This is a genomic window from Acidovorax cavernicola (assembly GCF_003581445.1).
In genome coordinates this window covers 1-26913 of record NZ_QXMN01000062.1, presented here as the reverse complement: position 1 = coordinate 26913, position 26913 = coordinate 1, and the positions used below count along the sequence as shown (strand labels likewise).

The following is a 26913-nucleotide window of genomic DNA, read 5'->3' as shown; positions in this document are numbered from 1 at the left end:
GGTGGGTACCCTTCACGGACAATTGTTGCAGCGCGGCGCACTCCAAACGCCGCAGGAGTTTTCAGTGTGATCAATCGTCTGGCTGCGCCCTTGCTTGCCTTGCCGCGCCCCATGAAGCGCATGCTGGCTCTAGGGGTCGATGCAATGCTCTGCGTCCTGTGTGTCTGGTTGGCATTCAGCTTTCGTTTCGAGCAATGGATGACGCCGCGTGGCGTTCAGTGGTCGGCTGTCGCGGTCGCTGTCGCCCTTGCGCTTCCCCTCTTTGTGGTGTTCGGGCTCTATAGAGCCATCTTTCGATATGCCGGGACGGCTGCAGTCATGGCCATCGTGCGCGCGTGCGTGTTGTTTGGCCTCGGTTATGCGCTGATCTTCTCGGTGGTCGGTGTGCGAGGGGTGCCTCGTACGGTCGGATTGCTAGTGCCGTTGCTCTTGTTCCTGGCTATCGCCGGTTCGCGCATGTTTGCGCGCTACTGGCTGGGCGGCCTCTACATGAGCGCGTTGCAGCGCAAGCAACTGCCTCAGGTGGTGATCTACGGTGCAGGTAGCGCGGGTTTGCAACTGGCTGCGGCATTGGCCCAAAGTCGGGACATGGTCGTCCGCGCTTTCGTTGACGATGACTCGCACCTTCAAGGCAACACGATCAACGGTCTGCGGATTCAGTCGTCGGAATGGCTTAGCAACAACGCTGCCGGTTGGGGCATCACAGACGTGCTTTTGGCGATGCCTTCTGCCAGTCGTGGGCGCCGCGTTGAAATTCTGAACCAGTTGTTGCCGTTGCATCTGCATGTACGGATGCTTCCGGGGCTTCTCGATCTGGCCAATGGCAAGGTGCAGGTGAACGACCTGGTCGAAGTCGACATCGAGGACTTGCTGGGACGGGATCCAGTCGCGCCGGTGGCGGATCTGTTGCACAAGCACATCCGCGGTCAGGTAGTGCTGGTTACGGGCGCTGGCGGTTCTATTGGCAGCGAGCTGTGCCGGCAGATCGTTCAGCTGTCTCCTTCCACGCTGTTGCTTGTGGAGTTGAGCGAGTACGCGCTCTACGGTGTCCATCAGGAGTTGGAGCAACTGGCACCGAACGTACGTGTTGTCCCGCTGCTCGCCTCGGTGTGCGATGCCGCGCGGCTACGCGAAGTGATGCGCGCTTGGCGTCCCGACACGGTCTATCACGCGGCGGCGTACAAGCACGTGCCCTTGGTCGAACACAATCCGGCAGAGGGTGTGCGAAACAACGCGATGGGCACACTCACGACGGCGCGGATCGCCATGGAGTGCAAGGTCCCCAACTTTGTTCTCATCAGCACCGACAAGGCCGTTCGGCCGACGAACATCATGGGCGCCAGCAAGCGCGTCGCCGAAATGGCGCTGCAAGGGCTGGCGCAGCAGAGTTCGGACACCTGCTTCTCGATGGTCCGTTTCGGTAACGTGCTGGGTTCTAGTGGTTCGGTGGTGCCATTGTTTCGCAAGCAGATCGAGGCGGGTGGCCCGATCACACTGACGCATGCAGACATCACGCGCTATTTCATGACCATTCCCGAGGCCGCCCAGTTGGTGATTCAGGCGGGCGCGATGGCGCAGGGTGGCGATGTCTTCGTTCTCGACATGGGGGAGCCGGTGAGGATCATCGACCTTGCCCGCCGGTTGGTTGAGTTGTCGGGGCGCACGGTTCGCGACGAGCATTCGCCGGACGGCGATATCGAGCTTCAGGTGACTGGGCTGCGGCCTGGAGAAAAGCTCTACGAAGAGCTCCTTATTGGTGACAGTGCGATGCCTACGACGCATCCTCGCGTCATGAAGGCGCACGATCCCTGTCTGCCTTGGAATGAGCTCTGGCGCCAGTTCGAGACCCTGAATGCGGCACTCGAAAGCAGTGATGTGCCAATGCTGAAGCGGACGCTGACGCAGATGCTGCCTGGTTATCGGCCCCATGCGGAGGTTGTGGATTGGGTGCATATGGAGCGTCACCGTGTGCGTGACCGGGCTTTGCCACTCGTCGCGGCAGTCGGTGCTGCGCAAGTAGGCGAGGCCGAGCAGCCGTCCACGCCGAATCAGATCGCCGTGGCGATCTGACTCGACAAAACTGCCTCAGTCTTCTCTTGCCCCGTCCCACTGGGGGTGATATCAAAAAAGAGCTCCGAATCGGGGCTCTTTTCGTTTTCACCGTCTACTGGGCCCGCTTGAAGTCGAGGATGTTGTCCCCGGCCTTGGGTGCTTTGTCGTCGGGCGGCGAGAAGCTGAAAGCCTTCGGATCCCGTATCGACGTCATTTCGTACAGCGGATTGATACGCCCCAGCTTGGCGCCGCCGTCGCGTATCAGCGGGGCCCAGGCAAAGTTCGCGGTGAACTTGCTCGAGCGCGGCAAGAATGCGTCGAAGGGGATGGAAACGTAGATGCCCTTGTCGAAGCTACCTTCGCCGAACTGTGCGGCGGACACGTTGGTCTTAGTGGCCCACGCCCCGATCGTCACGCCGTTGTCGAAGCGGCGGCTGATGTCGAGGGTGACGCCCCGATCGCCTGCAAGATACTGACCGGCGCTGATCCTGGCCTGTACGCCGTTCCAACCGGTGTCCCAATAGAGCGTGGCGTGGCCGGTGTTGACCTTGTAGTCGCGCAAGCCGAAGTCTTGCGCGAAGTCGCGCTGACGCACGTGGTTGACGTCAATGCCGAAGGCGAACTTGCTGCGCCACGGACGGTAGAGCCATTCGGCACCCACGCCGGCAAACATCGACTCGAGGGCTCCACCGTAGACGCTGTAGTACTGGTCTTCGTTCAGTCGGCCCACGTGGGTCAGCTGAAACACCGGCATGGTGAACCGCTTGGTCGTTGCGTACTCGCGCTGGTAGGTTCGCACGCGGGGAAGGTTGCTGGGTGCTGTGTAGGTGAACTTGTCGAAGTTGTCGATCAGGCGCCAGTTCAGTGCAGCGTTCACCCAGGTGCTCGGCGTGAAGCGGTATTCCGCAGTAGCCGAGACGCCGAGTTGATAGAGCAGGAAGGCGTCGGGGCCGCCGAGGATCTGCGAGAAGCTCGGGGTCAGGCCGAAGGTGAATTTCTCTGTACGTCGCTCCCAGGGCGTCGCAGTCGATGCATCGCCAGGCGATGCTGTGACCGGCTGTGGCGATGCGGGTGCGTAAAGGCCGTCCTCGGTGCGGCCGCGCGGTGGCTCGTAGTCCCGCTGATTCGTGGCGCGCAACTCCGCAGGCGTCTGTGCCTGGTAGTGTGCCGTCACCCACTCGCTGCGATCGACGACCTGTGCGTGCAGTGCCAGTCCGCGCTCGTTGAAGTGAAGAACGAAATGTTTGATGGATGCCGGTGCATCGCGATGCATGACGGCAATGACCTGCTGCACGCGGGCCTCGCGGTACACCGTATGGCTTTCAGTGATCCAGACGTGTGCACTGTCGCCTTGGGGCGCGATGCGCTGTACGGTCCATTCGGTGCGGGCTTGGATTTCTGCGGCGGTGGCGGCCCAGCCGGGGGGACTGGCAGGCGCCTCCGGAGTGAAGCGGGGCGGCGGTGGATCTGCGGGCTTGCTGGCGCGCATGTTCGCCATGTTGGTGGACAAGGTCAGCCCGACCATCACCTTGTTGCCGCGTTCCAGGCCGGCGGTGAAGGCGACGCCGGGTGAGTAGCGGTATTCCAGGCCGATGTTGAAGGGGGAGCGCTGAACCTGGTTGTTCTGCTGAGGCTCGTTCTTGTAGTTGTTGCCTTCGTACTCGAGCTTGACGGTCAGGGGATCCCAGGGCGTGCGCCACTCTACGCCGCCGAACAAGGAGGCCGGACCTCGGAAGAAGGCTTTGAAGTTCGCTTCACCGCCCGTCGCGGAACTCACGGTGCGCGTTCTGAAACGATTGCTCAGAGCCAGCAAGGGGTTGCGGATGTTGCCGCTGTTGCCCAGATACCCCCAGCCGATACCAAGGCTGAAGTCGAGATCGCCGTAGCGCTTGTTGGCAACCAGGTACTCCGCCGAAAAGAGACCAGTACCACCAAGGTCGCGAAAGCCGAGGGCAACCTGGGGCACATAGGCGGATTCACGCAGAAGCCTGAGCTTCACGTCGATGCTCTTGTCCTTGTTGCTTTGACCCGTGGTGCTGGCGGCGTATGCACGGTTGCTGATGGAGGTGTAGCGAAAGCCGGCCTCCATCCAGTCCAGCGGCTGGAACATCACGTTCAGCCGTGTATAGGGCGACACGTGGCTGATCGACGTGCGGAAGTCGCCAGCCTCGCCCATGCGCGCCGTCGGCGTCTGGAGCAGTCCGGTTTCACCCCAGTCGTTGCTGCTTGTGCGAGGCGCTTTGTATTGCGGGGCCGAGGCGTCAGGGCGCACCGAGATGACGCTTTCCGGCGGAACTGACGGCGGAATGGCCGTATTGAGTGTCGCGGCCGGCTTGGCGGCTGCAAGCGCGGCAGTGGTGGTGCCCAGCGCCGCTGTCTGGGGCGACGGGCCTTGGGTCGCCAGGAACTTGATGATGCCTTCCGATGCGTTGACCAGCTCGGTCATGCCGCGCGGCGCTGCCCAGATCCAGGCGCCAGGGGCTGGCTCGTCAGAAGGGTGGCCATTCCAGGGGGCGATGCCCACGCGAGACGTTCGGCCATCGGGTTGCGCGACCCACGCCCAGTCGTGGGTGCTGTTGGGAGCGCAGGCGATGACGTAGTCCCAAGCGGTCCGACCGGCTTCGTGTGCTACGTGGCACAACTCGCCATCGGGGCGAACAACCGCGATGGTTTTCAGTTGGGGAGGGGGGGCAACGAGTTGCTGGCCGGCCGAGAGCACAGGATCTTGGTCTGGGTGTGCTTGCAGCCACCGAGGGTCCACGATGCCCAATGCGACGCGACCGGTAATCGGCAAATTTTGTAGCCAGGTGATGAGCTTCAGGCGATCAAGCTGCGCAGAGCGCGGTGCGCGCCTGCTGGCTGCCTCGAGGCGCACCAGCAATGTGTTCTTCAGGAACTGCTGAGCCAGTCGCTCCTGCGGCACGCGCCAAGCGAGCCCGGGCGCAGCCGTGCTCTCGGGTTGGCGGAGTAACCAAGTGCTCAGTCGTTCACCGGGGCGCACTTCGGCATCGCTTGCGGGTTCAAAGGTCGCCGCGTTCTGCGACGGCTCCGCCGCGGCGCCAAGACTTGCCATCAGCGCGCAGGCAAGGGCCGTTCGACGGGGCCAATGCGGGGGGCTGATGGCTCGCAGGAAGGTGGAGCTCATGTACCAGCGCGCGCCGCGGTGCCGGCTGCTGGTGCGGGGGGTGTCCACTGTTCGAAGCTCATGCAGATGTCGCGGGAAATACATTGCTCCGAATACACGACTTGGGGGGCGCCAGAAGCAAATGAAACGCCGAAGCGTGCGGGAGGAACGGAGGCTGCCGCGGGTCGGGACAGGCTGCGTTCTTCGTACCAGCGCAAGGAGTTTGCAGGGGTGCCGACGAGGGCGCTGTCGACGGGCGGGGTGATCGGGGCTCTCGCGATATCGTCGCGAATACCGAAGCGATACCCTGGCATGAGGTCGCGCTCTCGAACGTAATTCTGTGTGGAACCAGCAGCTGGAGTTTGCCAGGCAGGCGGATCGAGAAGCCGAACATCACGCCAGTCGGTGGACAGCCCAGTGGTCCCAACCAGTTGTCCATTCAGGAGTCGAACGACCTCGCCCGTGCTGCTGTACCAAACCTCTACGGGCCCTTCGGCGCGTTGGTCGATGTAGCCGAGCACCATGTACAGCACACGACCATTGACACTGGTTCGTAGGTACCGATAGCTGGGATTGAAATTGGGCTGTGTAACTGCAGACTCACCGCGATACAGCAGGCGAGCTGATTCCAGCATGGCTGAGGTTCCGGAGGAGCAACCGCCAATGCCCAAGAAAAACGTTGCCAAAAGGCAACGTTCTAAGAGTCGCGTGGCGGAAGCAACGCGCGGACTTTTCAGCGAATGCCCTCCTTTCAGGAGGGCATGCAGCATTAACGCGTGCCGGTGGTGCCCGTGCCGGTGGTGCCGGTGCCGGGGACGAAGAAGCCGCCGCCGCCGTTGCCGTTGTTGCTGCTACCGAGGGCCAGCATCAGGGCGCCGGTGCCTGCAACAGCGCCCCACTGAACGGGGGTCAGGCCGCCAAGGCCGCCAGCAGTTGCATTCGGAGCGCCAGCGGGGCCCGGCACGACTGCGCGATTGGTGTTGCTTGCGGGCGCAGGGGTAACCTGCGTTTGGGCAAAAGCCGACGAGATTGCCAGGGTGGCAAGGGCGACGGTAGCAACCAGTTTGTTCGTCTTCACAGTGATCCTCTCAAAGGGTTTTTATGCTCTTGAGTTGAGGTTAGCAGCATCAGAAGTGTGTCGCAACTAATTTGGCCCGGCGGGTGGGGCGTTTGCCACTGCATCCTTGTAACCGCATATTGCATCGTTTCTTGCTGGCACGTGTGGCAGGTGCGCATGTATCTCGATGCTACGTAACGTTCCGTCCAATACGACCGTAACGGCAACGGCTGGCATGCGATTTGATCGAGGTGGTTTCGCCGACTGTCGCCGCATTTCTTCAATGAAATCAACGCGCTGGGCGAGGCGCTGTTGAGATTGGTGGCACGACCAGCCTCAGGCATTGTTCCTGCAGTACCCCGAAACGAAAGTTGACATTCAAGGTATGCCGCGGGGCACAACAAGGGGATATGCGTGGTTCGATTGTCTGAGGGTGGGATGGCGGAAGATGTGCGAGCGTGTGAGGGCGCGGCAGATGGCGTGATCGGAGGCGTCTGCTCATGATGAATCATCTGTCTGTCGGCAACGCACATTCAGCGCAAGCGCTCGCCGGGCGGTACGCCGCCTTGGGTTGTGCATTCTTCGGAGCTTTGATCGTCGAGGGTGACTTGGCCTTGGCCGACCGCATGCGACGCCTCCTGTGCGATCTGGCCCCGGGGCGTCGCGTCGTGATCGCCTCCACGCACGCGGAGGCGATCCATTTACTGGCAGCGTTGCCGTATGACCTGGTGTTGGTCGACATGCATCTGGCTGATGACGGCGGCGTCACGCTTCTGTCGCACCTGCGGCGCCTCTATCCGCAGGTCGATGCCATCGCCATGTCGAAGGACGATGACCGCCAGCTGGTCGAGGCGGCGATCTCGTCGGGGGCTTCCGGCTATCTGCTGACGAGCACAGACGACGCCGAGCTCTCCTTCTTGCTGCGCTCCATCGAGCGCGGCGGTTCGCCGATCGATGCGCGCGTCGCGCGTCGCGTCCTCGGTCTGATTGCGACGTCCGCGAAACCGGAGGGTGTCGAGTCCGCGCTGCGCGACTGCGACACGGTCTCGCCCCCGATGCCTGCTCCCGGGCTGCTGTCACCTCGGGAGCTCAATGTGTTGCGCCTCATCGCGCAAGGCTGGAGCAATCGGCAGATTGCCGAAGCGATCTGTCTCTCGATCAACACGGTCGAGTTTCACGCCAAGCGGATCTACCGCAAGCTGGCCGTCAAGTCGCGGACCCAGGCTGTCCGGCAGGCGACCCAATACGGGCTGCTGAGCTGAGCACTGAGGGGCGTTGCCCACTGTCGCGCACGCGCGCCGGCGCCGCTCAAGCGCGCGGCAACCGTTGAAAAACCCTTTTGCGCCCCGCTACAATCTCGGGTTGACCTTGCTGTGGCAAAGGTCAGCCCCTGCTCCAGCGAAGAAGACTTAGAGGATCCCCATGAGTGACATGACCTCCGGCTCGCCCCGGATCGACACAAGCAAGCGGACGTGGTTGATCGCATCCAGCTGTGCCGGCGTAGCGGGCGGCGTGGCCACCGCAATCCCTTTTGTGAGCACTTTCCAGCCGTCCGAAAAGGCCAAGGCCGCGGGCGCCGCGGTTGAAGTGGACATTTCGGCCCTCAAGGTCGGCGAGAAAATCACCGTCGAATGGCGCGGCAAGCCGGTCTGGATCCTCAAGCGCAGCCCTGAGCAGGTCGCGGAACTCCCCAAGCTGGACGGCCAGCTCGCCGACCCCCTGTCGAAGCGTCATCCCGACGAATTCACCCCCAAGTACGCGCAGAACGAGCATCGCTCGATCAAGCCCGATGTGCTGGTCGTGGTCGGCATCTGCACCCACCTCGGCTGCTCGCCGGTCGACCGCCTGCAGGCCGGCCCGCAGCCCTCGCTGCCGAACGACTGGGAAGGCGGTTTCCTCTGCCCCTGCCACGGTTCCACGTTCGACCTCGCCGGTCGCGTCTTCAAGAACAAGCCTGCTCCCGACAACCTTCCTGTGCCTCCGCACATGTACCTGTCCGACACGCGCCTGCTCATCGGCGACGACAGCAAGAAGGCCTGAGGGAGACCACGAACATGGCTGAATTTCACGAAGTTTCCCCCAACGCCCCCGCAGGCGAGAAGCTGCTCAACTGGGTCGACAACCGCTTCCCGCTGACCAAGCTCTGGAACGACCAGTGGGGCAAGTACTACGCACCGAAGAATTTCAACTTCTGGTACATCTTCGGCTCGCTCGCGATGCTGGTTCTCGTGATCCAGATCGTGACCGGCATCTTCCTCGTGATGCACTACAAGCCCGACGCGAATCTGGCGTTCGCATCGGTCGAATACATCATGCGCGACGTGCCTTGGGGCTGGCTGATTCGCTACATCCACTCGACGGGCGCCTCCGCGTTCTTCGTCGTCGTGTACCTGCATATGTTCCGCGGCCTCATGTACGGCAGCTACCGCAAGCCGCGCGAGCTGATCTGGGTGTTCGGCTGCGCGATCTTCCTGTGCCTGATGGCCGAAGCCTTCATGGGCTACCTGCTGCCCTGGGGTCAGATGTCCTACTGGGGCGCCCAGGTGATCGTGAACCTGTTCGCCGCCATTCCGTTCATCGGTCCTGACCTGGCTCTGCTGATCCGTGGCGACTACGTCGTGAGCGATGCCACGCTGAACCGCTTCTTCAGCTTCCACGTCATCGCCGTGCCGCTGGTGCTGCTCGGCCTCGTGGTGGCCCACCTGATCGCGCTGCACGAGGTGGGTTCGAACAACCCCGACGGCATCGAGATCAAGGCCAAGCGCGGTCCCGACGGCCATCCGCTCGACGGCATTCCGTCGCACCCGTACTACACGGTGCACGACATCTTCGGCGTGGTGGTGTTCCTCACGATCTTCTCGGCCGTGATCTTCTTCGCGCCTGAAGCCGGTGGCTACTTCCTGGAGTACAACAACTTCATTCCGGCCGACTCGCTGAAGACGCCGAACCACATTGCGCCGGTCTGGTACTTCACGCCGTTCTATTCGATGCTGCGCGCCACCACCGACGACATGGTCAACGTGTTCGCACTGATCATCGCGGCCGCGGCCATCTGGAACTTCGTCAAGGGCAAGTCGGGCATGGGCCTCAAGGTCGCTGCCGTGGTCGTGGCCGCCGTGGTGATCTTCCTGCTCAAGACCTTCGACGCCAAGTTCTGGGGCGTGGTCATCATGGGCGGCTCGGTCATCATCCTGTTCTTCCTGCCGTGGCTCGACCACAGCGAAGTCAAGTCGATCCGCTACCGCCCGAGCTGGCACAAGTATGTCTACGGCGTGTTCGTGTTCTTCTTCCTGATCCTGGGCTACCTGGGCATCCAGGCGCCCGGCGTCTGGGGCAACCTGGTCATCGGCTCGTTCGCCCTGGACATCGCCCAGACCATCTCGCAGATCGGCACGCTCTTCTACTTCGGCTTCTTCCTGCTGATGCCGTGGTGGAGCCGCAAGGGCGAATTCAAGACCGTGCCCGAGCGCGTGGTCTTCGCCGCCCATTGATGCGCGAAGAAGTGCAAGAGCTTGAGAGAAACACGATGAAGAAAAGAATTTCCGGCTGGCTCGCTGTCATGGGTCTGGCACTGGGCCTGACCTTCTCCGCGGCCGCATCCGCTGAATCCGGCGGCCTGGCGTGGGACAAGTCGCCCAACAAGACCACCGACGTGGCGGCACTGCAGAACGGCGCCAAGCTGTTCGTCAACTACTGCCTCAACTGCCACTCGGCCGCCTTCATGCGCTACAACCGCCTGCAGGACATCGGCATCACCGAGCAGCAGATCAAGGACAACCTTCTGTTCACGACCGACAAGGTCGGCGAGACCATGAAGGCCAACATCGACGCGCGCCAGGCCAAGGAATGGTTCGGAACCACGCCGCCTGACCTGACGCTGGTTGCACGTTCGCGCGCCGGCCACGGCGGCACGGGCCCCGACTATCTGTACACCTTCTTGCGCAGCTTCTACCGCGACGACACCAAGGCCACCGGCTGGAACAACCTGCTGTTCCCGAGCGTCGCCATGCCGAATCCGCTGTGGGAACTGCAGGGCGAGCGCCTGCCGGTCTACGCCAAGGTCGAGCAGCATGGTCACGCCACCGACGTGTTCTCGGGCAAGTGGGAACAAGTGACCCCCGGCACGCTGACCCCGGTGCAATTCGACAGCGCAGTCGGCGACCTCGTCGGCTACCTGCAGTGGATGGCCGAACCTGCACAGAACACCCGTGTGCGCATCGGCGTCTGGGTGCTGCTGTTCCTGGCCATGTCGGTGGTTTTCGTGTGGCGACTGAACGCCTCGTACTGGAAAGACGTCAAGTAATTCCGTTCACGCCGACCGGGCGCCTCGTGCGTCCGGTCCCACAGAGTGGGTTGCCCAGGCGACCCACTCTTTTTGATTTTTAGGAGTCTCTCGCCATGATGGTCTTGTATTCAGGAACGACCTGCCCCTTCTCCCACCGTTGCCGCTTCGTGTTGTTCGAAAAGGGCATGGATTTCGAGATTCGCGACGTCGATCTCTACAACAAGCCCGAAGACATCAGCGTGATGAATCCGTACGGCCAGGTGCCGATCCTGGTCGAGCGCGACCTGATCCTGTACGAGTCGAACATCATCAACGAGTACATCGACGAGCGCTTCCCGCATCCGCAGCTGATGCCCGGCGACCCGGTCGACCGCGCCCGCGTGCGCCTGTTCCTGCTCAACTTCGAGAAGGAACTGTTCGTGCACGTCGCCACGCTCGAGAACCGCACCGCCAAGGGCAACGACAAGGCACTCGAAAAGGCCCGCTCGCACATCCGCGACCGCCTCACGCAGCTCGCACCCGTGTTCCTCAAAAACAAGTACATGCTGGGCGACAACTTCTCGATGCTCGACGTGGCGATCGCGCCGCTGCTGTGGCGTCTCGACTACTACGGCATCGACCTCAGCAAGAACGCGGCACCACTGCTGAAGTACGCCGAGCGCATCTTCTCGCGCCCCGCGTACATCGAAGCACTGACGCCTTCCGAAAAGGTCATGCGAAAGTAAGTAAGCTGCGTGCTTGCCTCCTTCGTTTTTCGCTGTCCTTCATGATCAACGCGCTCGAATCCTCTTCCACCCGTCCGTACCTCATCCGGGCGCTGTACGAGTGGTGCACCGACAACGGGTTCACGCCCTATGTCGCGGTGCTGGTCGATGACACCGTCCAGGTGCCGCGCGAGTACGTGAAGAACGGCGAGATCGTGCTGAACATCAGCTTCGACGCGACCAGCTCACTGAAGCTGGGCAACGACTTCATCGAGTTCAAGGCCCGCTTCGCAGGCACGGCGCGCGAGATCAGCGTGCCGGTCGGTCGCGTCATCGCGATCTATGCACGTGAGAACGGCCAGGGCATGGCGTTTCCGGCACCTGTGCCGGCTGCCACGTCCAGCGACGACGGCGATGACGTCACGTCGGCCGCTTCTTCGCCAGCCAGCGCGTCGCGCATGCCGCTGCGCGATGCCTCACGCGGCACTGAAGGCGACCCCAGCAAGGTGTTCCATCTGGTGACGGGCGAAGAGGGTGACGAGACGGTCGATGCGGGTTCCGCGCCTGCCGATCCGACCGACGAGCCGCCCCGCCCGCCGGCCGGTGGTGGCGCCCGCCCGTCACTCAAGCGCGTCAAGTGACGGCGTGGTCGGCCCCCAAGGCCGGCCGCTTAGAATCACCGCCAGCACTGTTTTCTTTCAGCCGCTTTAGCTCAATTGGTAGAGCACCCGCCTTGTAAGCGGAAGGTCGTCAGTTCGATTCCGACAAGCGGCACCAAATCAAAGCCCGGTAACGTCCACAGACGTCCGGGCTTTTTCTTTGTCTCTTTCGACCTGTTCGGCGATCCGGACGAATCGTAGAAGGCGACAGGTCGCCGCAGATCAGCCCACCTCCACCGTCACCCGCAGGAACGTTGCAGCGATGAGGCAGGTGCCGGGGTACTGGCTCTGGTTCTGGCTCTGGAACAGCGTCACCAGTTCCGCACGCAGTTCGTCGGTGCGCCCCGCCTGGGCTGCCGCGTCGAATGCGTTCATGGTCGGGCCGTAGAACTGCCGGAAGGTGTCGACGAACTCTGCCGGTGAACCCTTGAAGTCGAAGATGTAGCTGTCGCGTTCGCAGCCGATGGCCTCCGAAGCAATACCCGCCGCGCCAAAGCGCTCGATGATGTTGGGGGTCGAGCCCCAGCCCATCGGGCTCACAAAACCCTCGGGCGGCGGGGGCGCATAGGACGAGCTGATCTTCAGGATCTGCGCCACCAGCGTCGGGTCGTTCGGGATCCAGTTGCCCATGAGGATGCGGCCGCCCGGGCGCGTGACACGCACCATCTCCCGTGCCACGTCGAAGGGCCTGGGCGCGAACATGGCGCCGAACATGCTGATGACGAGGTCGAAGGACTTGTTCTCGAGCCGCAGCTCGCAGGCGTCCCCTTCCTCGAACCGGCAGCTGGCCGACAGCCCGGCCTGGGCCGCCCGCCGGTTGCCCGCGGCGACCAGGTTGGCGGCGATGTCGACGCCCAGCACCTGTGCGCCGAGTTTCGCGGCCGGGATGGCGGTGTTGCCATCGCCACAGCCCAGATCCAGCACCTTCATGCCGGGCGTGATGTGCGCTTGCCGCACGACGTCTTCACCGCTCTCGCGCATGCTCTCCGCGATGCGGGTGAAGTCGCCTTTTTCCCAGAGGGCCTTGTTCGGGTTCATGACTTCACCTTCTCGATCATGTGGTCGATCACGTGCGTGTGCTCGTGTTGCGGGCTGAACATCACGATCTCCGCATCGGCGTCGACCTTGACGTTGTGGCCGGGCGGCCAATAGAACAGGTCGTTGGTCTTCACAGTCTCCTGTTCCCCGGCGTCGTCGGTGGTGGTGATCTGGCCCTTGAGCACGAACCCCCAGTGCGGGCACTGGCAGGAGTTGTGGTTGTTCAGGCCCTGAAACAGCGGCGTCGTGTCGACGCCCGCCGACAGCGTGAAGTACTCGCCGCTGATCTTGCTGTAGCCGGTCGCGTCGCCGAAATCCAGATGCTGTCGGATCAGGGCACCGGGAATTTCCATCTTCACGTCGACTGCGTCTTTTGCGATATGCATGAGGTACTCCTTGAGGGTCCGCGGGCGCGAGGGTGATGCGTCTATTCGTTGCACCCGCCAGATTCGATAGACGGCATACTGATGCTCCACGCTTGGCGTTCCTGAAACGTTCCCGGCCTGTGCCGGGGGAAAGGAATCGCGATGTCGCTCCCACCGACTCCGTCGTCCGATGCCGTGTCGATCCGGCTGCTGGGCCCGTTCCGGCTGAGCGTGGGGTCGGCCGGGGATGACCCGCAGACTCCGCCGGTGCCGCTGACCCGGCGGGCCGCCGAGTTGCTGCAGCTGCTGTCGTTGCAGCCCGGACGCAGCCTTGCGAACGAGCAGGTGGTGGAAGCCCTGTGGCCGCACCTGGACCCTGACGCGGGCAGCGCCAACCTGCGCAAGGCCGCGCACCACGCGCGCCAGTTCATCGGCCAGCCCGACGCGCTGGTGCTGCGAGGCGGCCGGGTTTTCCTGCTGCCCGACCATGCGGTGACGTGCGATGCCGACCGGTTCGAGCGCGCAGCGGATGAGGCCCTGCACGGCGGCGATCCGCAGGCCTGCCAGGCGGCCGCGCAGCTCTACAGTGGCGACCTCCTGCCGGACGCCCGCTACGAAGCCTGGACCGAGGCGCCGCGCCAGCGGTTGCGCGACAAGTTCCTGCGGCTGTTGCGCCAGACCGGCGACCTGGAGCGGCTGGTGCGCGAAGACCCCACCGACGAGGCTGCCCATGTCCAACTGATGCGCGAGGAACTGGCGGCCGGACGACGCTCGTCGGCGCTGCGCTGGTACGGCCACCTGCGCGACCACTTGCAGCAGACCCTGGACATGCGCCCCGGTCCGTCGGCCGAGGCGCTGTACCGCGAATGCGTGGCGGGCCTGGAAGGCGCCGCGCCGCGTTTTGTCGGCCGTGCCATGGAACTGGTGCGTGTCCTGGGGTGGCTGCGCGCCAGCCTCGCGGGCCGTCCGGGTGGCGCGGTGGTGCGCGCGCCGGCGGGGATGGGCAAGACCGCTTTCTGCCGCCGCGTCGCAGAAGAAGCGCGGGGCCTGGGTTGGCAGGTGCGCTCCTTGCAGGCCAGCGACTGGACCCGGCCCTACGGCATCGCGGCCGATCTGGTGGAGCCCTTGCTCGGCGAACTGCCCGACGCGGCGCAGGCCATTGGTGCGCACGCACAGGCCGCGCTGGCGCAGATGACCGCCTCGGGCGACGTGAAACCGCTGGCCCTGCCGCTCGGGCGCCACCAGATGGTGGGCGCCGTGCGCCGGCTGCTGCTGGCCACGGCCGCGCAAAAGCCGGTGCTGCTCATCGTCGACGATGCGCACGCGGCGGACGACGCGAGCGCCCAGGCGCTGACGCAGCTGGCCGCAAGCGGCCCCCCGGTGTTCGTGCTGCTCGCGTGCCGGCACGCGCTGCCGCCGCTGCTGGATCGGAACACTTCGCGCTTGCAGCGCGCCGGCCAGCTGGAGGCCCTTGAACTGGGGCCACTGTCCGAGGAGGAAGCGGCATTGCTCGCGGCCCGCTCGGCCGACGCACCGATGACGGGCGAGGCCGCCACCGCCATCGCCCGTCGTGCCGAAGGCCTGCCGTTTGCCGTGGTCGAGCTCGCGCGCGGTACCACCACGTCGGACGGCGCCACGGCGGTAATGTCCCGCAGCCTGTCGTCGGCCCTGGCCGAACGCCTGTGCGACCTGGATCCCGGCGCGACGGAGGCCCTGCGCCGTTTGGCCCTGTCGGCCGAAGATTTCGACGTGGCCACGGCCGTGGCGCTGGTCGCCGACGAGGGGCACGACACCTTGGCGCGGCTCGACCAGGCGCTGGCGGCAGGCGTGCTGGTGGTGGCCGATGGCCGCTACCGCTTCCGCCACGCACTCGTGCGGGAAGCACTGGCCGAAGGCATCCCGCCGCACCGGCGTGTGCTGTTGCATCGCGACGTGGCGACGCGGCTCGAGCAGGTCGGTGCGGCGCCGGGCCTTGTGGGCCATCACTGGCTCGCCGCGGGCGATGCCGGGCGGGCGATGCCGTGTTCGTTGGCGGCTGCGCGCCAGGCCTTTCGCCTCGGCGCCTACGAAGACGTGTTGCGCCACGTCGAGCCGCTGCTCGCACACCGGTCGGCGCAGCCGGAAGCACTGGCGCTGCGCGCCGAGTCCCTGGACGCCCTGGGCCGGCCAGGCACGTTGGCCGCCTACGATGCGGCCGCCGCCGTCGCGCCAGAGGCGCTGTCCCACGAATTGCGCGCCAAGCGAGCCCTGGCGCAAGTGAAGATGAGCGACCCGCCCGGTGCGCTGCAGTATCTGAAGGACGTGCATCCCACCACGGTCGCGGGGCGCCTGGCCGAAGCGCTGGCGTACAGCGGCGCGGCGGCCCTGGGCTTCGGGGACCCTGCCGAAGGCACGCGCCGGTCGGCCGAAGTGCGTCGGATTGCCTTGGAAACCGGCGACGAAGGCACGCTCGTGATCGCCTCCTGGTCGCAAGCCGCGGCGGCGCACGCGCGCGGTGACCTGCATGGCAGCGTGTGGGCCGACCTCAAGGAGACGAGCCACCTGCCGCAGCTGGCGGTGCGTGTGTTCGACGGCCACCTGTGCATCACGCAGCGCTTCCTGTACGGTTCGCGGCCGTATGCCGACGTCATCGCCTTCGCCGATGCGCTGGCCACGGAAGCGCAGCGGCTGGGCGCGGCGCGCGGGCATGCTTTTGCGGTCACGCTGCGCGGCGAGGCCTGGCTGCTCAGCGGCCAGCTCGACGCCGCCGAGCAAGACCTGGTGGCGGGCGGGCGCATGCACCGCGCGATCGGCGGCGCGACGGGTGAAGCGCTGTCGCTGCAGCGCCGCTCCGAACTGGCGATCTACCGCGGGCAGATGGACCGGGCGCGCGGCTTGCTCGACGAAGCGCTCGACGTCGCGCGCCAGTCCGACGTCGGCTTCCACCTGCTGGACCGCATCTATGGCACCCGCATCGCGATGGCCACGCAACCTGACGCCGCGCTGGGCGTGCTGGAGGAAGCCGAGGCCAACGTGCGCGGCCCTTTGGAAAGCTGCCCCGGCTGCCGCATCACCTTCGCCATCCCCGCCACCATCGCCGCCGCAAGAGCGCGAGAGCTGGACCTGGCGGCCAGCCACCAGCAGCAGTCCGAATACCTGGCCAACGTGGTGATGAAGCTGCCGGCCTGGTATGCGTCGTTGCACGAGGCGCAGGCCCACATCGAGCGGGCCTCGGGCCATGCCGCTGCCGCGCGCGAAGGCTTCGCCGCGGCGGCGGAGGAGTTCCGCGCCTGCGGCCATGCGCTGGACGCCGCACGCTGCCGGGAATTGGCCGGCTAGGAAGTCCGCGCGGCACAGGCGTGACGACTCGAATGAAGGGGCCCCGAGTCCTGGCCGCCCGAGTCAGACCTCCGCGCCTTCGACCAGAAAGCGCAGCCGGCGCACGCCCTGCCACTCATCCGCATCCAGCCGGAAAGCCAGCTTCACGCGCGGCGGCAGCGGATCGGTGTGGCTGAACCAGATCGCATCGATGGGCTGCCCCTGGTGGCGCAGCTTGAGCGCCAGGTGCTTCTCGCCGACCAGGCGTTGCGACACCACCTCGACCTCCTCGCTGAAGGTCGGCGGCGCGAAGCCTTGTCCCCAGACCTCGCGGTGCAGCGTGTCGACGAGGTCGATGCGCATGTACTCGCGCGCGATCGGGCCGTCGGTCTCGATCTGGCGCGTGAGCGCGGCTTCGGCCAGCCATTCGCCGGCCACCTGGGCCAGCGCACGCTCGAAGACGGGAAAGTGCTCGCGTGCCACGGTGCAGCCGGCGGCCATCGCATGACCGCCGAAGCGCAGCAGCACGCCGGGGTGGCGCTTGGCGACGAGATCGAGTGCATCGCGCAGATGGAAGCCCGGAATCGAACGGCCCGAGCCCTTCAGCTCCTGCTCCTTGCCCGGCGCCGCGCTGGCCGCGAACACGAAGGTCGGGCGGTGGAAGCGGTCCTTGATGCGCGAGGCCACGATGCCCACCACGCCTTCGTGAAAATCCGCGTCGAACACGCTGATGGCGGGTGGCGGTGCTTCCACGCCTTCGCCGTCGGCGGCGAACAGCGACTCGGCCAGCAGCAGCGCCTGGTCGCGCATGCCGCCTTCGATATCGCGCCGTTCGCGGTTGATGCCGTCGAGCATGCGCGCGAGTTCGTCGGCCCGGCCGGCGTCGTCGGTCAGCAGGCACTCGATGCCCAGCGTCATGTCGGCCAGGCGGCCGGCCGCGTTGATGCGCGGGCCGAGGGCAAAGCCGAAGTCGAAGGTGGTGGCGACGTCGGCCTTGCGGCCCGCCGCCTTGAACAGCGCCGCCACGCCGGCCGGCATCGCGCCTGCGCGGATGCGGCGCAGGCCCTGTGCCACGAGGCGGCGGTTGTTGGCATCGAGCTTCACCACGTCGGCCACGGTGCCGAGCGCGACCAGCGGCAGCAGCGCATCGAGCTTGGGTTGCGTGGCGGTGTCGAACACGCCGCGCTGGCGCAACTCGGAGCGCAGCGCGAGCAGCACGTAGAACATCACGCCGACGCCGGCGATGCTCTTGCTTTCGAAGTCGCAGCCGGGCTGGTTGGGGTTCACCAGCACGTCGGCGCCCGGCAGTTCGGGGCCGGGCAGGTGGTGATCGGTCACCAGCACCTGCAGGCCGCGCGCCTTGGCGGCGGCCACGCCCTCGACGCTGGCGATGCCGTTGTCGACGGTGATCAGCATGTCGGCGCCGGCGGTGGCCACGCGCTCGGCGATGGGCGGCGTGAGGCCGTAGCCGTCGACCACGCGATCGGGCACGAGGTAGCTCACGTTCTTCGCGCCCAGCAGGCGCAGGCCGCGCACGCCGACCGCGCAGGCGGTGGCGCCGTCGCAGTCATAGTCGGCCACGATGCACAGGCGCTTGTCCTGCGCGATGGCGTCGGCCAGCAGCACGGCGGCATCGCGCGTGCCGCGCAGCGTATCGGGCGGCAGCAGGCGCGCGAGGCCGTCGTCGAGTTCGTCCTTGCCGCGCACGCCGCGCGCTGCAAAGAGACGTGCGAGCAGCGGATGGACGCCGGCTTGTTCCAGCGCCCAGACGGTGCGCGGCGGGATGTCCCTGGCGATGATCTTCATAGCGACTCCAGCACCTGGGTGGCGCGGTTGCGGTCGAACAGGCCCTTGGCCCAGCGGGCCAGCCCGCGCGACTGCACGGTGTAAAGCTGCGCGCCGCGGTCGCCGCACAGGGTGAGCGCCACGTCGGCGCCGCGCGCGAGGTCGGCGAGCAGCGCGGCGACAGCGCCGGCGTCCAGTGCCTGCCAGGCGGCGGCCCAGGCCAGGCCGTCGTCGCGCAACGCGGCATCGCGCAGCGCAAGGTCGACGACCGGCGTGCGTGCGGCGGGCGGCGAGGGCAGGGCGTCGTCCTTCAGGACACCGGTGCCGCTGAGCCAGAACGAATTGATCGGCGGCACGCCGCGCGCGGTGCGCTCGTCGTTCACGCGCTGCGTGTACAGCAGCATCTGCATCTCGTTCTGCAGCCGGCGCAGCGGCCGCGAGGCGTCACCCAGCGGCGACCACTGAGAAATCGGGTAGCCCACCGCGCGGTCGATGGAGGCGGTGGCCAGCCCGTCGAAGATGGGCGCGCAGGCAAGCCAGCGGCCCGGCGTGTCGGAGGGGTACAGCGCGATGCCGTCTTCTTCGAAGAACGGCTCTGCTGCGGCGAACAGGGCCATCGATTCGTCGGCGTCGATCTCGATGGCGGACGGGTCGCCCAGCGCCACGTCGTCGATGCCGACCTGCCAGTTGCACAGCGTCACGAGGCCCCAGGCTTCGTGGTCGCCGGGCGCGGCCAGGCTGGTCTTCCGGGCTTCGAGCGCGGCCCAGGGAATGCAGCCATCGGGGGCGGAGATGCCCAGTGCCTGGGCGAGCGCGCGTTCGTGCGGCGGGGAGCGGGTGCTGTCGTCCTGCGTGTCGGTGTCGGCGAGCGTCAGGCGCAGCAGCAGGGTTTCGAGGTTCGGCAGCCGGAGGGTCGTGAGCGCCGCGCGGCAAGCCGGGGAACCGCGGCCGGCAAAGGGAATCAACAGATGACGTGGGAGGGGTTCGGCCATTTCCCTATTGTCCGGGATGCCACAATTCCACCGTATGACCTACCCCCTTGCTCCTCACCCCGTGTATTCGCCGCCTCCCGCAGGCCGGCCCATGCCTCCTGAGACAGCGGGGCGAGGCCTCTGATGCGATTCCCCTACGAACTGCAGCTCGGCTGGCGCTACACGCGCGCAGGCCGTGCCACGCGACGCAACGGGTTCATCTCCTTCATCTCCGGCGTGTCGATGCTCGGCATCGCCCTGGGCGTGGCGGCGCTGATCATCGTGCTCAGCGTGATGAACGGTTTCCAGAAGGAAGTGCGCGACCGCATGCTCAGCGTGGTGTCGCACATCGAGATCTTCTCGCGCGACGGCCAGGCGCTGCAGGACATCGACGCCATCATGGCCGACGCCCGCAAGAACCCCGAGGTGATCGGCGCCGCGCCTTTCATCAACACGCAGGCGCTGATCGCGCGCGGCGAGGACATGAAGGGCGCGATCGTGCGCGGCATCGACCCCAAGCTCGAGCCCGAGGTCACCGACACCGGTGGTATTGCCAAGGGCGGCACCTTCGACAAGCTGGTGCCGGGCGAGTTCGGCATCGTGCTCGGCGTGGAACTGGCACGCTCGATGTTCGTGCAACCCGGCGACCAGGTCACGCTGGTGGCGCCGGGCGGGCAGGTCACGCCGGCCGGCGTGGTGCCGCGTCTGAAGCAGTTCACCGTGGTCGGCGTCTTCGATTCGGGCCACTACGAGTACGACTCGGCGCTGGCGATGGTGCACGAGAAGGACGCGGCCAAGGTGTTCCGCCTCGAAGGCCCGACCGGCATCCGCCTCAAGCTCAAGGACCTGCACGAAGCGCGCGAGGTGGCCGACCAGCTCGCCGTCACCTTGCCGGGCCAGTTCCTGATCCGCGACTGGACGCGCCAGAACAAGACCTGGTTCGCGGCCGTGCAGGTCGAGAAACGCATGATGTTCATCATCCTCACGCTGATCGTCGCGGTGGCGGCCTTCAACCTCGTCTCGACGCTGGTGATGACCGTGACCGACAAGCGCGCCGACATCGCCATCCTGCGCACGCTGGGCAGTTCGCCGCGCAGCATCATGGCCATCTTCGTGGTGCAGGGTGCAATGGTGGGCGTGATCGGCACCGTGGCCGGCCTGCTGCTGGGCCTGGGCATCGCCTACAACATCGACGTGATCGTGCCCTTCCTCGAACAGCTCTTCCACGCCAGCTTCCTGCCCAAGGACATCTACCTGATCAGCCGGATGCCCAGCGACCCGCAGCAAAGCGACATCATGCCCATTGCGATCATTTCCCTCATCCTGGCCTTCCTGGCCACGCTGTACCCGAGCTGGCGCGCCAGCCGCGTGAATCCTGCCGAGGCGCTGCGCTATGAGTGATGTGGTTCTGAAGGCCCGTGGCCTCACCAAGCGCTTTCAAGAAGGGCGCATCGACCTCACCGTGCTGCACGGCGTCGACCTCGATGTGCACGCCGGCGAAACGCTGGCCATCGTCGGCGCCTCGGGCTCTGGCAAGAGCACGCTGCTGCACCTGATGGGCGGCCTCGATGCGCCCACGGCCGGCAAGGTCGAGCTGCTCGGCAAGGACATCGCGCATGCCGACCCGGCCGAGCAGGGCCGGCTGCGCAATCAGCATCTGGGTTTCGTCTACCAGTTCCATCACCTGCTGCCTGAGTTCAGCGCGCTGGACAACGTGGCCATGCCGCTGAAGATCCGTCGCGTGGAGCCTGCCACGGCGGCGCAGTCGGCCACGAAGATCCTCGAGAGCGTGGGCCTGGGCCAGCGTCTGCACCACCGGCCGGCCGAGCTGTCGGGCGGCGAGCGCCAGCGCGTGGCCATTGCGCGTGCACTGGTCACACAGCCGGCCTGCGTGCTGGCCGACGAGCCCACCGGCAACCTCGACCGCAGCACGGCCGACACCGTGTTCGCGCTGATGCTCGATCTGGCGCATCGCCACCGCACGGCCTTTGTGATGGTCACGCACGACCAGGACCTGGCGAAGCGGTGCGATCGGGTGTTGCAACTGGTGGCCGGGCGCCTGGCCGGCTGACCTTCTTGAGTTTCTCCCTCCCCTCCCGGGGGAGGGCCGGGGTGGGGGCTCGCGGCCTTCAACGCCATGCAGCCTTGAAAGCCGCGGTGCCCCCATCCCAACCTTCCCCCAGCGGGGGAAGGAGCAAGACCTCACAGGACCTAAGACAGCGCTTCTTCCGCCTGCCGCGCCTCCAGCGGCAGCACGCACAGCACCTTCCCGCCGAGCGTCAGCACGAGGCCCAGGCGCCCGCCCATCTGCACGACCTGGCAGACCGCGCGCGGCGCCGCATCCTTGTCGACGGCCGCCGACATCGCAGTCGCTCGCATCGGCGGCTGCCTCAGCATCGCGAACAGCACACGCGCATCGCACTCGGCCAGCGCCTGGCGGTACACGTGAAAAACCACGTCCGACGTGCTCTCGTTGCCGCCCGTGTCCTGCCGCAACCGCAGCAAGGCGCGATGCAGTTGCTGCCGGCACGCCGCTTCCGTCTTGCCGCTGGCTTCGGCCATCTCCTTGAAACTGGCTTCGAACACCTCGCGCAGCAGCACGGCCGCGCCATCGGCGGGCGACAGCTTCGTGGCCAGAAGGCGCAGCGCATTGCGGGCCGATTGCGCGGTCGCCGCTTCGTCCTGCGCGGAAGGTGACGCGTCCGGCTCAGCCTGCGCCGCGGCGTCGTGCAGCCACCGCTGCATCCACTGGGTGCGCCGCAGCCGGTCGATGGCGATGTGCTGCATCACCGTGGTGAGCCAGGCCTGCGCCGCATCCGGCGCCGGGTGGTCGCCGGCCTCGAGCGCGCGCAGGTAGGTGTCCTGCACCACGTCCTCGGCCTCGGCCCGGCCGCCCAGCATGCGAGCCGCCGCGCGCACCAGCCGGGCGCGCAGGGCGGGGAATTGCGAGAGATAGTGTTCGTCGAGCATCGCCACAGCTTGCCATGGCGCGCAATGTCACGAAACTGTGGGCCTGTTCGTCAAGACAGTTCAACCACAGGAGCTTTCCCATGTTCTCGCTGGAATCCGAAGACGACACCCCACCCGCGGCCACCGCCGAGCCGCGCAATTCCTATCTCGAAGAGAAAGCGTTCAAGTCGCGCACGCTGCTGATCTTCGGCAGCATCACCGACAGCGTGGCCGCCGATGTCACGCGCCGGCTCATCGCGCTGGATGCCGACAGCGGCGACAAGCCCATCGACATCCTCGTGAGTTCGCCGGGCGGGCACCTGGAATCGGGCGATGCGATCCACGACGTGGTGCGCTTCATCAGCGCGCCGGTGCACATGATCGGCACGGGCTGGGTCGGCAGCGCCGCCACGCACCTGTTTCTTGCGGCTCCGCGCGAGCGCCGAGTTTGCCTGCCCAACACGCGCTTCCTGATCCACCAGCCCAGCGGCGGCGCCGGCGGGCAGGCGACCGACATCGCGATCCAGGCGCAGGAGATCATCAAGGCCCGCCAGCGCATCGCGCACGAGATCGCGCGCGAAACCGGCAAGCCCATCGACGTGGTGCTGGCCGACATCGAGCGCGACCGCTGGCTGTCGGCCACGGAGGCCGTCGAGTACGGGCTGGTCTCGCGCATCATCCAGCGCAAGACCGAGCTGCGGCCCGAGTGAAAGGGCGGCCTGCTCAGGCCTTCGGCTTGTAGGCGACGACGTCGATCTCGACCTTCGCATCGACCATGAGGCGTGCCTCGGTGGTCGAGCGCGCCGGCTTGTTTTCACCGAAGTAGCTCATGTAGACGCGGTTGAAGGCACCAAAGTCGCGCGCGTCGTGCAGCCAGCAGGTGCTCTTGCACACGTCGTCGAGCGTGGCGCCGGCCAAGGCGAGCACGGTCTTGAGGTTCTCCATCACCTGGCGCGTCTGCACCTCGATGCCACCGGCCACGATCTCACCCTGCGCGTTCGCAGGCACCTGGCCCGACACGTAGATGAAGTCGCCCGCGCGCACGGCGGGAGAGAAGGGGCGTGCCTGGCGGTCGGAGGCAACGGGCGGGGCGCCGAGGTATTCGAGGGGCATGGGAACTCCTGTGAGTGAAGGGCCTTGAAGGACCACGTGGGAAGGTGAGGGCCGCAGTATCCGTCTGATTTGAAAGATTTTTTCAAAATAACCCTCAAACAAGGGTTAACACGGATGATTTGGTATGAAGCCTGCTTCAAAGTTCGGTCCGGAAAGAAAATTTCTTTCAAAACTTCAGCCCGCCCCACGAAGGAGTTCTCCATGCCTCACGCCGGTCTTGTCCAGCGCCTGCCCCGCCTGTCGAAGCGCAGCCTGCTGGGTGCCTCCCTGCTCGCGATGCTGTGCGCCGCATTGCCCCACCCGAGCGCTCAAGCCCAAGGCCCGCGCAACTTCGCCACGCTGGCGATGGTGGCCGAGCCGCAGACCCTCGACCCGATGGCCTCCACGGCGGACCTGGTCGGCACCATCATGCAGCACGTGTACGAGACGCTGTACACCTTCGATGCCAAGTGGAACGTGGTGCCGATGCTGGCCGAGGGCATGCCCAAGATCTCGGCCGACGGCAAGACCTACGCCATCACGCTGCGCAAGGGCGTGGCCCTGCACAACGGGCGCGAGCTCACGGCCGACGACGTGGTCGCCAGCCTGCAGCGCTGGATGGACCAGTCGCCGCGCGGCAAGGCCGTGGGCAAGGAAGTCGAGAGCCTCAAGGCCAAGGGTCCGCTGGGCGTGGAGATCGTGCTGAAGGCGCCGTATGCGCCGCTGCTGTCGCAGCTCGCGCTGCCCAGCGGCATGGCCGCCATCATGGCCAAGGATTCCATCGCTTCGCCGCTGAAGGACTTCGTTGGCACGGGCCCCTACAAGTTCAAGGAGCGCCGCCCCGACCAGTTCGTGCTGCTCACGCGTTTCGACAAGTACAGCGCGCGCAAGGAACCCGCCAGCGGCTACGGCGGCAAGCGCGAAGCCGCGATCGAAGAGCTGCGCTTCGTGCCCGTGCCCAACGCCAGTACGCGCGTCGAGGGCGCGCTGGCCGGCCAGTACGACTTTGCCGACCTGTTGCCGGTGGAAGCGCTGCCGCGCCTGGAGAAGGCCGGCGGCAAGACGCTGCCGATCATGACGCCGTCGTTCGGCTTCCCCTACCTCGTGCTCAACACCAAGGAAGGCGTGGCCGCCAACCCGGCGGTGCGTCAGGCGGTGCAGACCGCGCTGGGCCAGGGCGAGATGCTCGCAGCCGGCTTCGGCGACACGCGCTTCTTCGTGGCCGAAGCCAACCACTTCCCCAAGGGCTCGCCGTTCTACTCGGCGGCCGGCGCCGACCAGTACAACCAGCGCAACGCCACCAAGGCCAAGGACGCCGCGGCCAAGGCCGGCTACAAGGGCGAGCCGATCCGCGTGCTCACCAGCCGCCAGTACGACTTCCACTACAACATGTCGCTGCTGATGGCCGAGCAGCTCAAGCGCGCCGGTTTCAAGGTCGACCTGAACGTGGTCGACTGGGCCACGCTGGTGCAGCGCCGCAACGACCCGAAGCTGTGGGACATCTACGTCACCCACTCGGGCCAGTTCCCCGAGCCCATGCTCTCGCCGCCGCAACTCGGCGACGGCGCGCCCGGCTGGTGGGATTCGCCGGCCAAGAAGGCCGCGCTCACGGCCTTCAACACCGAAAGCGACCCGGCCAAGCGCGGCGCGCTGTGGGGCAAGGTGCAGCAGGTGGTGTACGACGAAGTGCCGTACATCAACGTCGGCAAGTTCAACGGCCTCTCGGCGAAGAGCCCGGCGCTGGACAACTATCAGCCCGCGACCTGGCCGTTCTTCTGGAACGCGAAGATCAAGTAAGCCAGGCTGCAAAGAACCCGTCATGCCATCGCGTCGCCAACTTCTGCAAGCCAGCGCACTGGCCTCCGGCCTCGGAGCGCTCGGCTTCCAATCCTCCATGGCCTCCACTGTTCGACCCGCCACCTCCGGCCCCGTCTACGCCTACGTCGGCACCTACAGCGACGGTGGCAAGCCGTGGCGCGGCGGGCGCGGCCTGGGCGTGCACCAGTTCGTGCTCGACGGTGCGACGGGTGCACTGAAGCCCATCCCTGGTGCACCGCCCGCCGTGACGAGCGCGGGCGCCGACGCGAAGCTGCGCAACCCCGCCTCGCTCGCGCGCCACCCGAGCCTGCCCATGCTCTACGCGGCCAACGAGTTCGAAGCGGGTTCCGTCTCCGCCTTTCGCATCGGCGCGAACGGCGCGCTGTCGTTCGTGGCCGAGATGCCCTGCGGCGGCAAGGACCCGGCGCACCTGAGCGTGCACCCCGACGGCCGCTTCGTGTTCACCGCCAACTACGCCAGCGGCGATGTCAGCGTGATCGCGCTGCGCAACGACGGCAGCTTCGACACCGACCGCGCCGCCGTCGTCTACAAGGACGTCGCCGCGTGCGGCGCCGCCACGCCCTGCAAACCCGGCGCCGACGTGGTGCCGCTGGCCGCGCGTTCGCACGAAGGCTTTGCCACCAGCGACCACGACGGCCCGCACGCCCACATGGTGCAGGCCGATCCGGCCGGCAACTTCGTGCTCGTGGCCGACCTGGGGCTCGACCGCGTCATCTCCTACCGCTTCGACCGCGCCACCGGCGTGCTGAGCCAGCCGAGCACGGTGGCCGTGTCCGAGAGCTCGGGGGCGCGCCACTTCGCCTTCCACCCGAACGGCAAGTGGGTCTACCTCGTGAACGAAGAGGCCTCGACCATCGCCTTCCTGCGCTACGACGGCGCCAGCGGCGTGCTCACGCTGGTCAGCGAAACCTCGGCGCTGCCGAAGGGCTTCAAGGGCACCAGCTATGCCTCGGGCATCCGCATGCTGCCGGGCGGCACGCACTTCGTGTCGCTCAACCGGCTGCACGATTCGATCTCGATCTTCCAGGTCGATGCGCGCACCGGCGCGCCCACGCTCGTGCGCGAAGAGTGGACGCGCGGCAACTACCCGCGCAGCTGCACGCTCGACCCGAGCGGGCGCTTTCTCTACGTGTGCCACAACAAGCAGGGCGACAACGTGACCATCTTCCGCGTGAAGAAGAACGGTGACGTGCAGTTCACCGGCCAGTACGTGGCCGTCGGCAGCGCCGCCGCCATCGAGTTCTCGACATGATCAAGAGCGCACCGCTTCGCTACATTGCCTCCCGCGCGGGCGGCATGCTGATCGTGCTCGCCATCGTCGCCGTGCTGGTCTTCGTGCTCACCCGCGCCGCCTCGGGCGACCCGATCTCCGTGTTGCTGGGCGACCAGGCCACCGCCGCCGACATCGCCCGCGTGCAGAAGGAATACGGCCTGGACAAGCCGCTGCCCGTGCAGTTCGGCTACTGGCTGCGCGAGGTGTTGCAGGGCAACCTGGGCACCTCCATCTTCCTGCAGCGCCCGGTCACGCAGGCGCTGTGGGAGCGCGCCGAACCCACCACCTTGCTCGCGCTGATGGCCGTGGCCATCGCGGCGCTCATCGGCGTGCCCTGTGGCATCGTCTCGGCGGTGTTTCGCGGGCGCGTGGTCGACCAGTTCTTCACCGGCATCGCGATGCTGGGCGCGAGCATCCCGAGCT

At 66.2% G+C, this 26913-nt stretch carries 23 protein-coding genes and 1 tRNA gene; 15 read left to right on the top strand and 9 right to left on the bottom strand.

The features are described 5' to 3' along the window. The first annotated feature begins 66 nt into the window (after positions 1-66). Positions 67-2070 carry a polysaccharide biosynthesis protein gene (locus tag D3H34_RS29075; protein ID WP_119558087.1) on the top strand — a complete coding sequence of 668 codons (2004 nt, stop codon included), beginning with the start codon at positions 67-69 and terminating at the stop codon, positions 2068-2070. A gap of 94 nt (positions 2071-2164) precedes the next feature. Here D3H34_RS29075 and D3H34_RS29070 read toward each other — a convergent pair whose 3' ends face one another. The 3 genes from D3H34_RS29070 to D3H34_RS34065 all read right to left on the bottom strand — a co-directional run bounded on the left by D3H34_RS29070 (position 2165) and on the right by D3H34_RS34065 (position 6254). Continuing rightward, a complete protein-coding gene (locus D3H34_RS29070) occupies positions 2165-5197 on the bottom strand; it encodes a YjbH domain-containing protein (RefSeq protein WP_119558091.1) in 3033 nt (1010 codons plus the stop codon). Next, positions 5194-5811 (bottom strand): YjbF family lipoprotein, encoded by a 618-nt coding sequence (locus D3H34_RS29065; RefSeq protein ID WP_167481295.1) that lies wholly within the window; start codon positions 5809-5811, stop codon positions 5194-5196. The genes D3H34_RS29070 and D3H34_RS29065 overlap by 4 nt, the downstream gene beginning before the upstream one ends. A gap of 134 nt (positions 5812-5945) precedes the next feature. Next, positions 5946-6254, bottom strand: coding sequence for a hypothetical protein (locus D3H34_RS34065; protein WP_147400508.1), 309 nt, complete (start codon positions 6252-6254; stop codon positions 5946-5948). 479 nt (positions 6255-6733) lie between these two features. On the opposite strand from D3H34_RS34065, the gene D3H34_RS29060 reads away from it, so the two are divergent. The 7 genes from D3H34_RS29060 to D3H34_RS29030 all read left to right on the top strand — a co-directional run bounded on the left by D3H34_RS29060 (position 6734) and on the right by D3H34_RS29030 (position 11999). After that, the gene (locus D3H34_RS29060) at positions 6734-7495 is read left to right on the top strand and encodes a response regulator transcription factor (RefSeq protein ID WP_286186405.1); all 762 of its coding nucleotides are present in this window, start codon (positions 6734-6736) and stop codon (positions 7493-7495) included. 160 nt (positions 7496-7655) lie between these two features. Further along, positions 7656-8273 carry a ubiquinol-cytochrome c reductase iron-sulfur subunit gene (petA, locus tag D3H34_RS29055; RefSeq protein WP_119558083.1) on the top strand — a complete coding sequence of 206 codons (618 nt, stop codon included), beginning with the start codon at positions 7656-7658 and terminating at the stop codon, positions 8271-8273. Positions 8274-8287: 14 nt separating this feature from the next. Continuing rightward, entirely contained in the window at positions 8288-9724 is a 1437-nt protein-coding gene (locus D3H34_RS29050) for a cytochrome b (RefSeq protein WP_119558080.1), read from the top strand. A gap of 35 nt (positions 9725-9759) precedes the next feature. Continuing rightward, positions 9760-10536 (top strand): cytochrome c1, encoded by a 777-nt coding sequence (locus tag D3H34_RS29045; protein WP_119558077.1) that lies wholly within the window; start codon positions 9760-9762, stop codon positions 10534-10536. A gap of 95 nt (positions 10537-10631) precedes the next feature. Continuing rightward, positions 10632-11243: a glutathione S-transferase N-terminal domain-containing protein gene (locus D3H34_RS29040; protein WP_099795341.1), complete on the top strand. Its 612-nt coding sequence runs from the start codon at positions 10632-10634 to the stop codon at positions 11241-11243. A gap of 41 nt (positions 11244-11284) precedes the next feature. After that, positions 11285-11863 carry a ClpXP protease specificity-enhancing factor gene (locus D3H34_RS29035; RefSeq protein WP_119558075.1) on the top strand — a complete coding sequence of 193 codons (579 nt, stop codon included), beginning with the start codon at positions 11285-11287 and terminating at the stop codon, positions 11861-11863. 60 nt (positions 11864-11923) lie between these two features. Beyond that, positions 11924-11999: transfer RNA gene (locus D3H34_RS29030), tRNA-Thr, on the top strand. 104 nt (positions 12000-12103) lie between these two features. On the opposite strand, the gene D3H34_RS29025 is transcribed toward D3H34_RS29030, so the two are convergent. Together D3H34_RS29025 and D3H34_RS29020 are read right to left on the bottom strand one after the other, a co-directional pair. Continuing rightward, positions 12104-12919 carry a class I SAM-dependent methyltransferase gene (locus D3H34_RS29025; protein ID WP_119558073.1) on the bottom strand — a complete coding sequence of 272 codons (816 nt, stop codon included), beginning with the start codon at positions 12917-12919 and terminating at the stop codon, positions 12104-12106. After that, positions 12916-13305, bottom strand: coding sequence for a cupin domain-containing protein (locus D3H34_RS29020; RefSeq protein WP_119558071.1), 390 nt, complete (start codon positions 13303-13305; stop codon positions 12916-12918). Before D3H34_RS29020 ends, D3H34_RS29025 begins: the two co-directional genes overlap by 4 nt. Positions 13306-13446: 141 nt before the next feature. On the opposite strand from D3H34_RS29020, the gene D3H34_RS29015 reads away from it, so the two are divergent. Beyond that, positions 13447-16602, top strand: a complete 3156-nt coding sequence (locus D3H34_RS29015) for an ATP-binding protein (RefSeq protein WP_119558069.1) — start codon at positions 13447-13449, stop codon at positions 16600-16602. A 63-nt stretch (positions 16603-16665) separates the two neighbouring features. On the opposite strand, the gene recJ is transcribed toward D3H34_RS29015, so the two are convergent. Both recJ and D3H34_RS29005 read right to left on the bottom strand, forming a co-directional pair. Beyond that, positions 16666-18387, bottom strand: coding sequence for a single-stranded-DNA-specific exonuclease RecJ (recJ, locus tag D3H34_RS29010; protein WP_119558067.1), 1722 nt, complete (start codon positions 18385-18387; stop codon positions 16666-16668). Beyond that, complete coding sequence (locus D3H34_RS29005) at positions 18384-19358, bottom strand: hypothetical protein (protein ID WP_119558065.1); 975 nt, start codon at positions 19356-19358, stop codon at positions 18384-18386. The genes recJ and D3H34_RS29005 overlap by 4 nt, the downstream gene beginning before the upstream one ends. Before the next feature lie 123 nt (positions 19359-19481). Here D3H34_RS29005 and D3H34_RS29000 point away from each other — a divergent pair, with 123 nt between their 5' ends. Together D3H34_RS29000 and lolD are read left to right on the top strand one after the other, a co-directional pair. Beyond that, positions 19482-20738: a lipoprotein-releasing ABC transporter permease subunit gene (locus tag D3H34_RS29000; protein WP_119558063.1), complete on the top strand. Its 1257-nt coding sequence runs from the start codon at positions 19482-19484 to the stop codon at positions 20736-20738. Further along, positions 20731-21408 (top strand): lipoprotein-releasing ABC transporter ATP-binding protein LolD, encoded by a 678-nt coding sequence (gene lolD / locus D3H34_RS28995; RefSeq protein WP_119558061.1) that lies wholly within the window; start codon positions 20731-20733, stop codon positions 21406-21408. The genes D3H34_RS29000 and lolD overlap by 8 nt, the downstream gene beginning before the upstream one ends. A gap of 140 nt (positions 21409-21548) precedes the next feature. Here the strand turns inward: lolD and D3H34_RS28990 are convergent, their stop codons facing one another. Continuing rightward, on the bottom strand, positions 21549-22307 hold the full coding sequence (locus tag D3H34_RS28990) for a sigma-70 family RNA polymerase sigma factor (RefSeq protein ID WP_119558059.1): 759 nt from the start codon (positions 22305-22307) through the stop codon (positions 21549-21551). Between the two features lie 80 nt (positions 22308-22387). Here D3H34_RS28990 and D3H34_RS28985 point away from each other — a divergent pair, with 80 nt between their 5' ends. Continuing rightward, positions 22388-22996: an ATP-dependent Clp protease proteolytic subunit gene (locus tag D3H34_RS28985; RefSeq protein ID WP_119558057.1), complete on the top strand. Its 609-nt coding sequence runs from the start codon at positions 22388-22390 to the stop codon at positions 22994-22996. A gap of 13 nt (positions 22997-23009) precedes the next feature. Here D3H34_RS28985 and D3H34_RS28980 read toward each other — a convergent pair whose 3' ends face one another. Beyond that, positions 23010-23399 carry a RidA family protein gene (locus D3H34_RS28980; protein ID WP_119558055.1) on the bottom strand — a complete coding sequence of 130 codons (390 nt, stop codon included), beginning with the start codon at positions 23397-23399 and terminating at the stop codon, positions 23010-23012. A gap of 201 nt (positions 23400-23600) precedes the next feature. On the opposite strand from D3H34_RS28980, the gene D3H34_RS28975 reads away from it, so the two are divergent. The 3 genes from D3H34_RS28975 to D3H34_RS28965 form a co-directional block, all read left to right on the top strand. After that, the gene (locus tag D3H34_RS28975) at positions 23601-25175 is read left to right on the top strand and encodes an ABC transporter substrate-binding protein (protein WP_119558053.1); all 1575 of its coding nucleotides are present in this window, start codon (positions 23601-23603) and stop codon (positions 25173-25175) included. Positions 25176-25272: 97 nt separating this feature from the next. Next, positions 25273-26469, top strand: coding sequence for a lactonase family protein (locus D3H34_RS28970; protein ID WP_286186399.1), 1197 nt, complete (start codon positions 25273-25275; stop codon positions 26467-26469). Beyond that, positions 26466-26913: ABC transporter permease (locus D3H34_RS28965; protein ID WP_147400507.1), on the top strand; the 448-nt coding region annotated here is incomplete at its 3' end. The genes D3H34_RS28970 and D3H34_RS28965, both read left to right, overlap by 4 nt.

What these genes read in the sequence shown, in the direction of transcription:
- D3H34_RS29040 (WP_099795341.1), top strand. Translation starts at nt 10,632, where the DNA reads ATGATGGTCTTGTATTCAGGAACGACCTGCCCCTTCTCCCACCGTTGC.
- lolD (WP_119558061.1), top strand. Translation starts at nt 20,731, where the DNA reads ATGAGTGATGTGGTTCTGAAGGCCCGTGGCCTCACCAAGCGCTTTCAA.
- petA (WP_119558083.1), top strand. Translation starts at nt 7,656, where the DNA reads ATGAGTGACATGACCTCCGGCTCGCCCCGGATCGACACAAGCAAGCGG.
- D3H34_RS29020 (WP_119558071.1), bottom strand. Translation starts at nt 13,305, where the DNA reads ATGCATATCGCAAAAGACGCAGTCGACGTGAAGATGGAAATTCCCGGT.
- D3H34_RS29015 (WP_119558069.1), top strand. Translation starts at nt 13,447, where the DNA reads ATGTCGCTCCCACCGACTCCGTCGTCCGATGCCGTGTCGATCCGGCTG.
- D3H34_RS29060 (WP_286186405.1), top strand. Translation starts at nt 6,734, where the DNA reads ATGATGAATCATCTGTCTGTCGGCAACGCACATTCAGCGCAAGCGCTC.
- D3H34_RS29070 (WP_119558091.1), bottom strand. Translation starts at nt 5,197, where the DNA reads ATGAGCTCCACCTTCCTGCGAGCCATCAGCCCCCCGCATTGGCCCCGT.
- D3H34_RS29000 (WP_119558063.1), top strand. Translation starts at nt 19,482, where the DNA reads ATGCGATTCCCCTACGAACTGCAGCTCGGCTGGCGCTACACGCGCGCA.
- D3H34_RS28980 (WP_119558055.1), bottom strand. Translation starts at nt 23,399, where the DNA reads ATGCCCCTCGAATACCTCGGCGCCCCGCCCGTTGCCTCCGACCGCCAG.
- D3H34_RS28970 (WP_286186399.1), top strand. Translation starts at nt 25,273, where the DNA reads ATGGCCTCCACTGTTCGACCCGCCACCTCCGGCCCCGTCTACGCCTAC.
- D3H34_RS29050 (WP_119558080.1), top strand. Translation starts at nt 8,288, where the DNA reads ATGGCTGAATTTCACGAAGTTTCCCCCAACGCCCCCGCAGGCGAGAAG.
- D3H34_RS29045 (WP_119558077.1), top strand. Translation starts at nt 9,760, where the DNA reads ATGAAGAAAAGAATTTCCGGCTGGCTCGCTGTCATGGGTCTGGCACTG.
- recJ (WP_119558067.1), bottom strand. Translation starts at nt 18,387, where the DNA reads ATGAAGATCATCGCCAGGGACATCCCGCCGCGCACCGTCTGGGCGCTG.
- D3H34_RS28975 (WP_119558053.1), top strand. Translation starts at nt 23,601, where the DNA reads ATGCCTCACGCCGGTCTTGTCCAGCGCCTGCCCCGCCTGTCGAAGCGC.
- D3H34_RS29065 (WP_167481295.1), bottom strand. Translation starts at nt 5,811, where the DNA reads ATGCTGGAATCAGCTCGCCTGCTGTATCGCGGTGAGTCTGCAGTTACA.
- D3H34_RS29025 (WP_119558073.1), bottom strand. Translation starts at nt 12,919, where the DNA reads ATGAACCCGAACAAGGCCCTCTGGGAAAAAGGCGACTTCACCCGCATC.
- D3H34_RS29005 (WP_119558065.1), bottom strand. Translation starts at nt 19,358, where the DNA reads ATGGCCGAACCCCTCCCACGTCATCTGTTGATTCCCTTTGCCGGCCGC.
- D3H34_RS28990 (WP_119558059.1), bottom strand. Translation starts at nt 22,307, where the DNA reads ATGCTCGACGAACACTATCTCTCGCAATTCCCCGCCCTGCGCGCCCGG.
- D3H34_RS29035 (WP_119558075.1), top strand. Translation starts at nt 11,285, where the DNA reads ATGATCAACGCGCTCGAATCCTCTTCCACCCGTCCGTACCTCATCCGG.
- D3H34_RS28985 (WP_119558057.1), top strand. Translation starts at nt 22,388, where the DNA reads ATGTTCTCGCTGGAATCCGAAGACGACACCCCACCCGCGGCCACCGCC.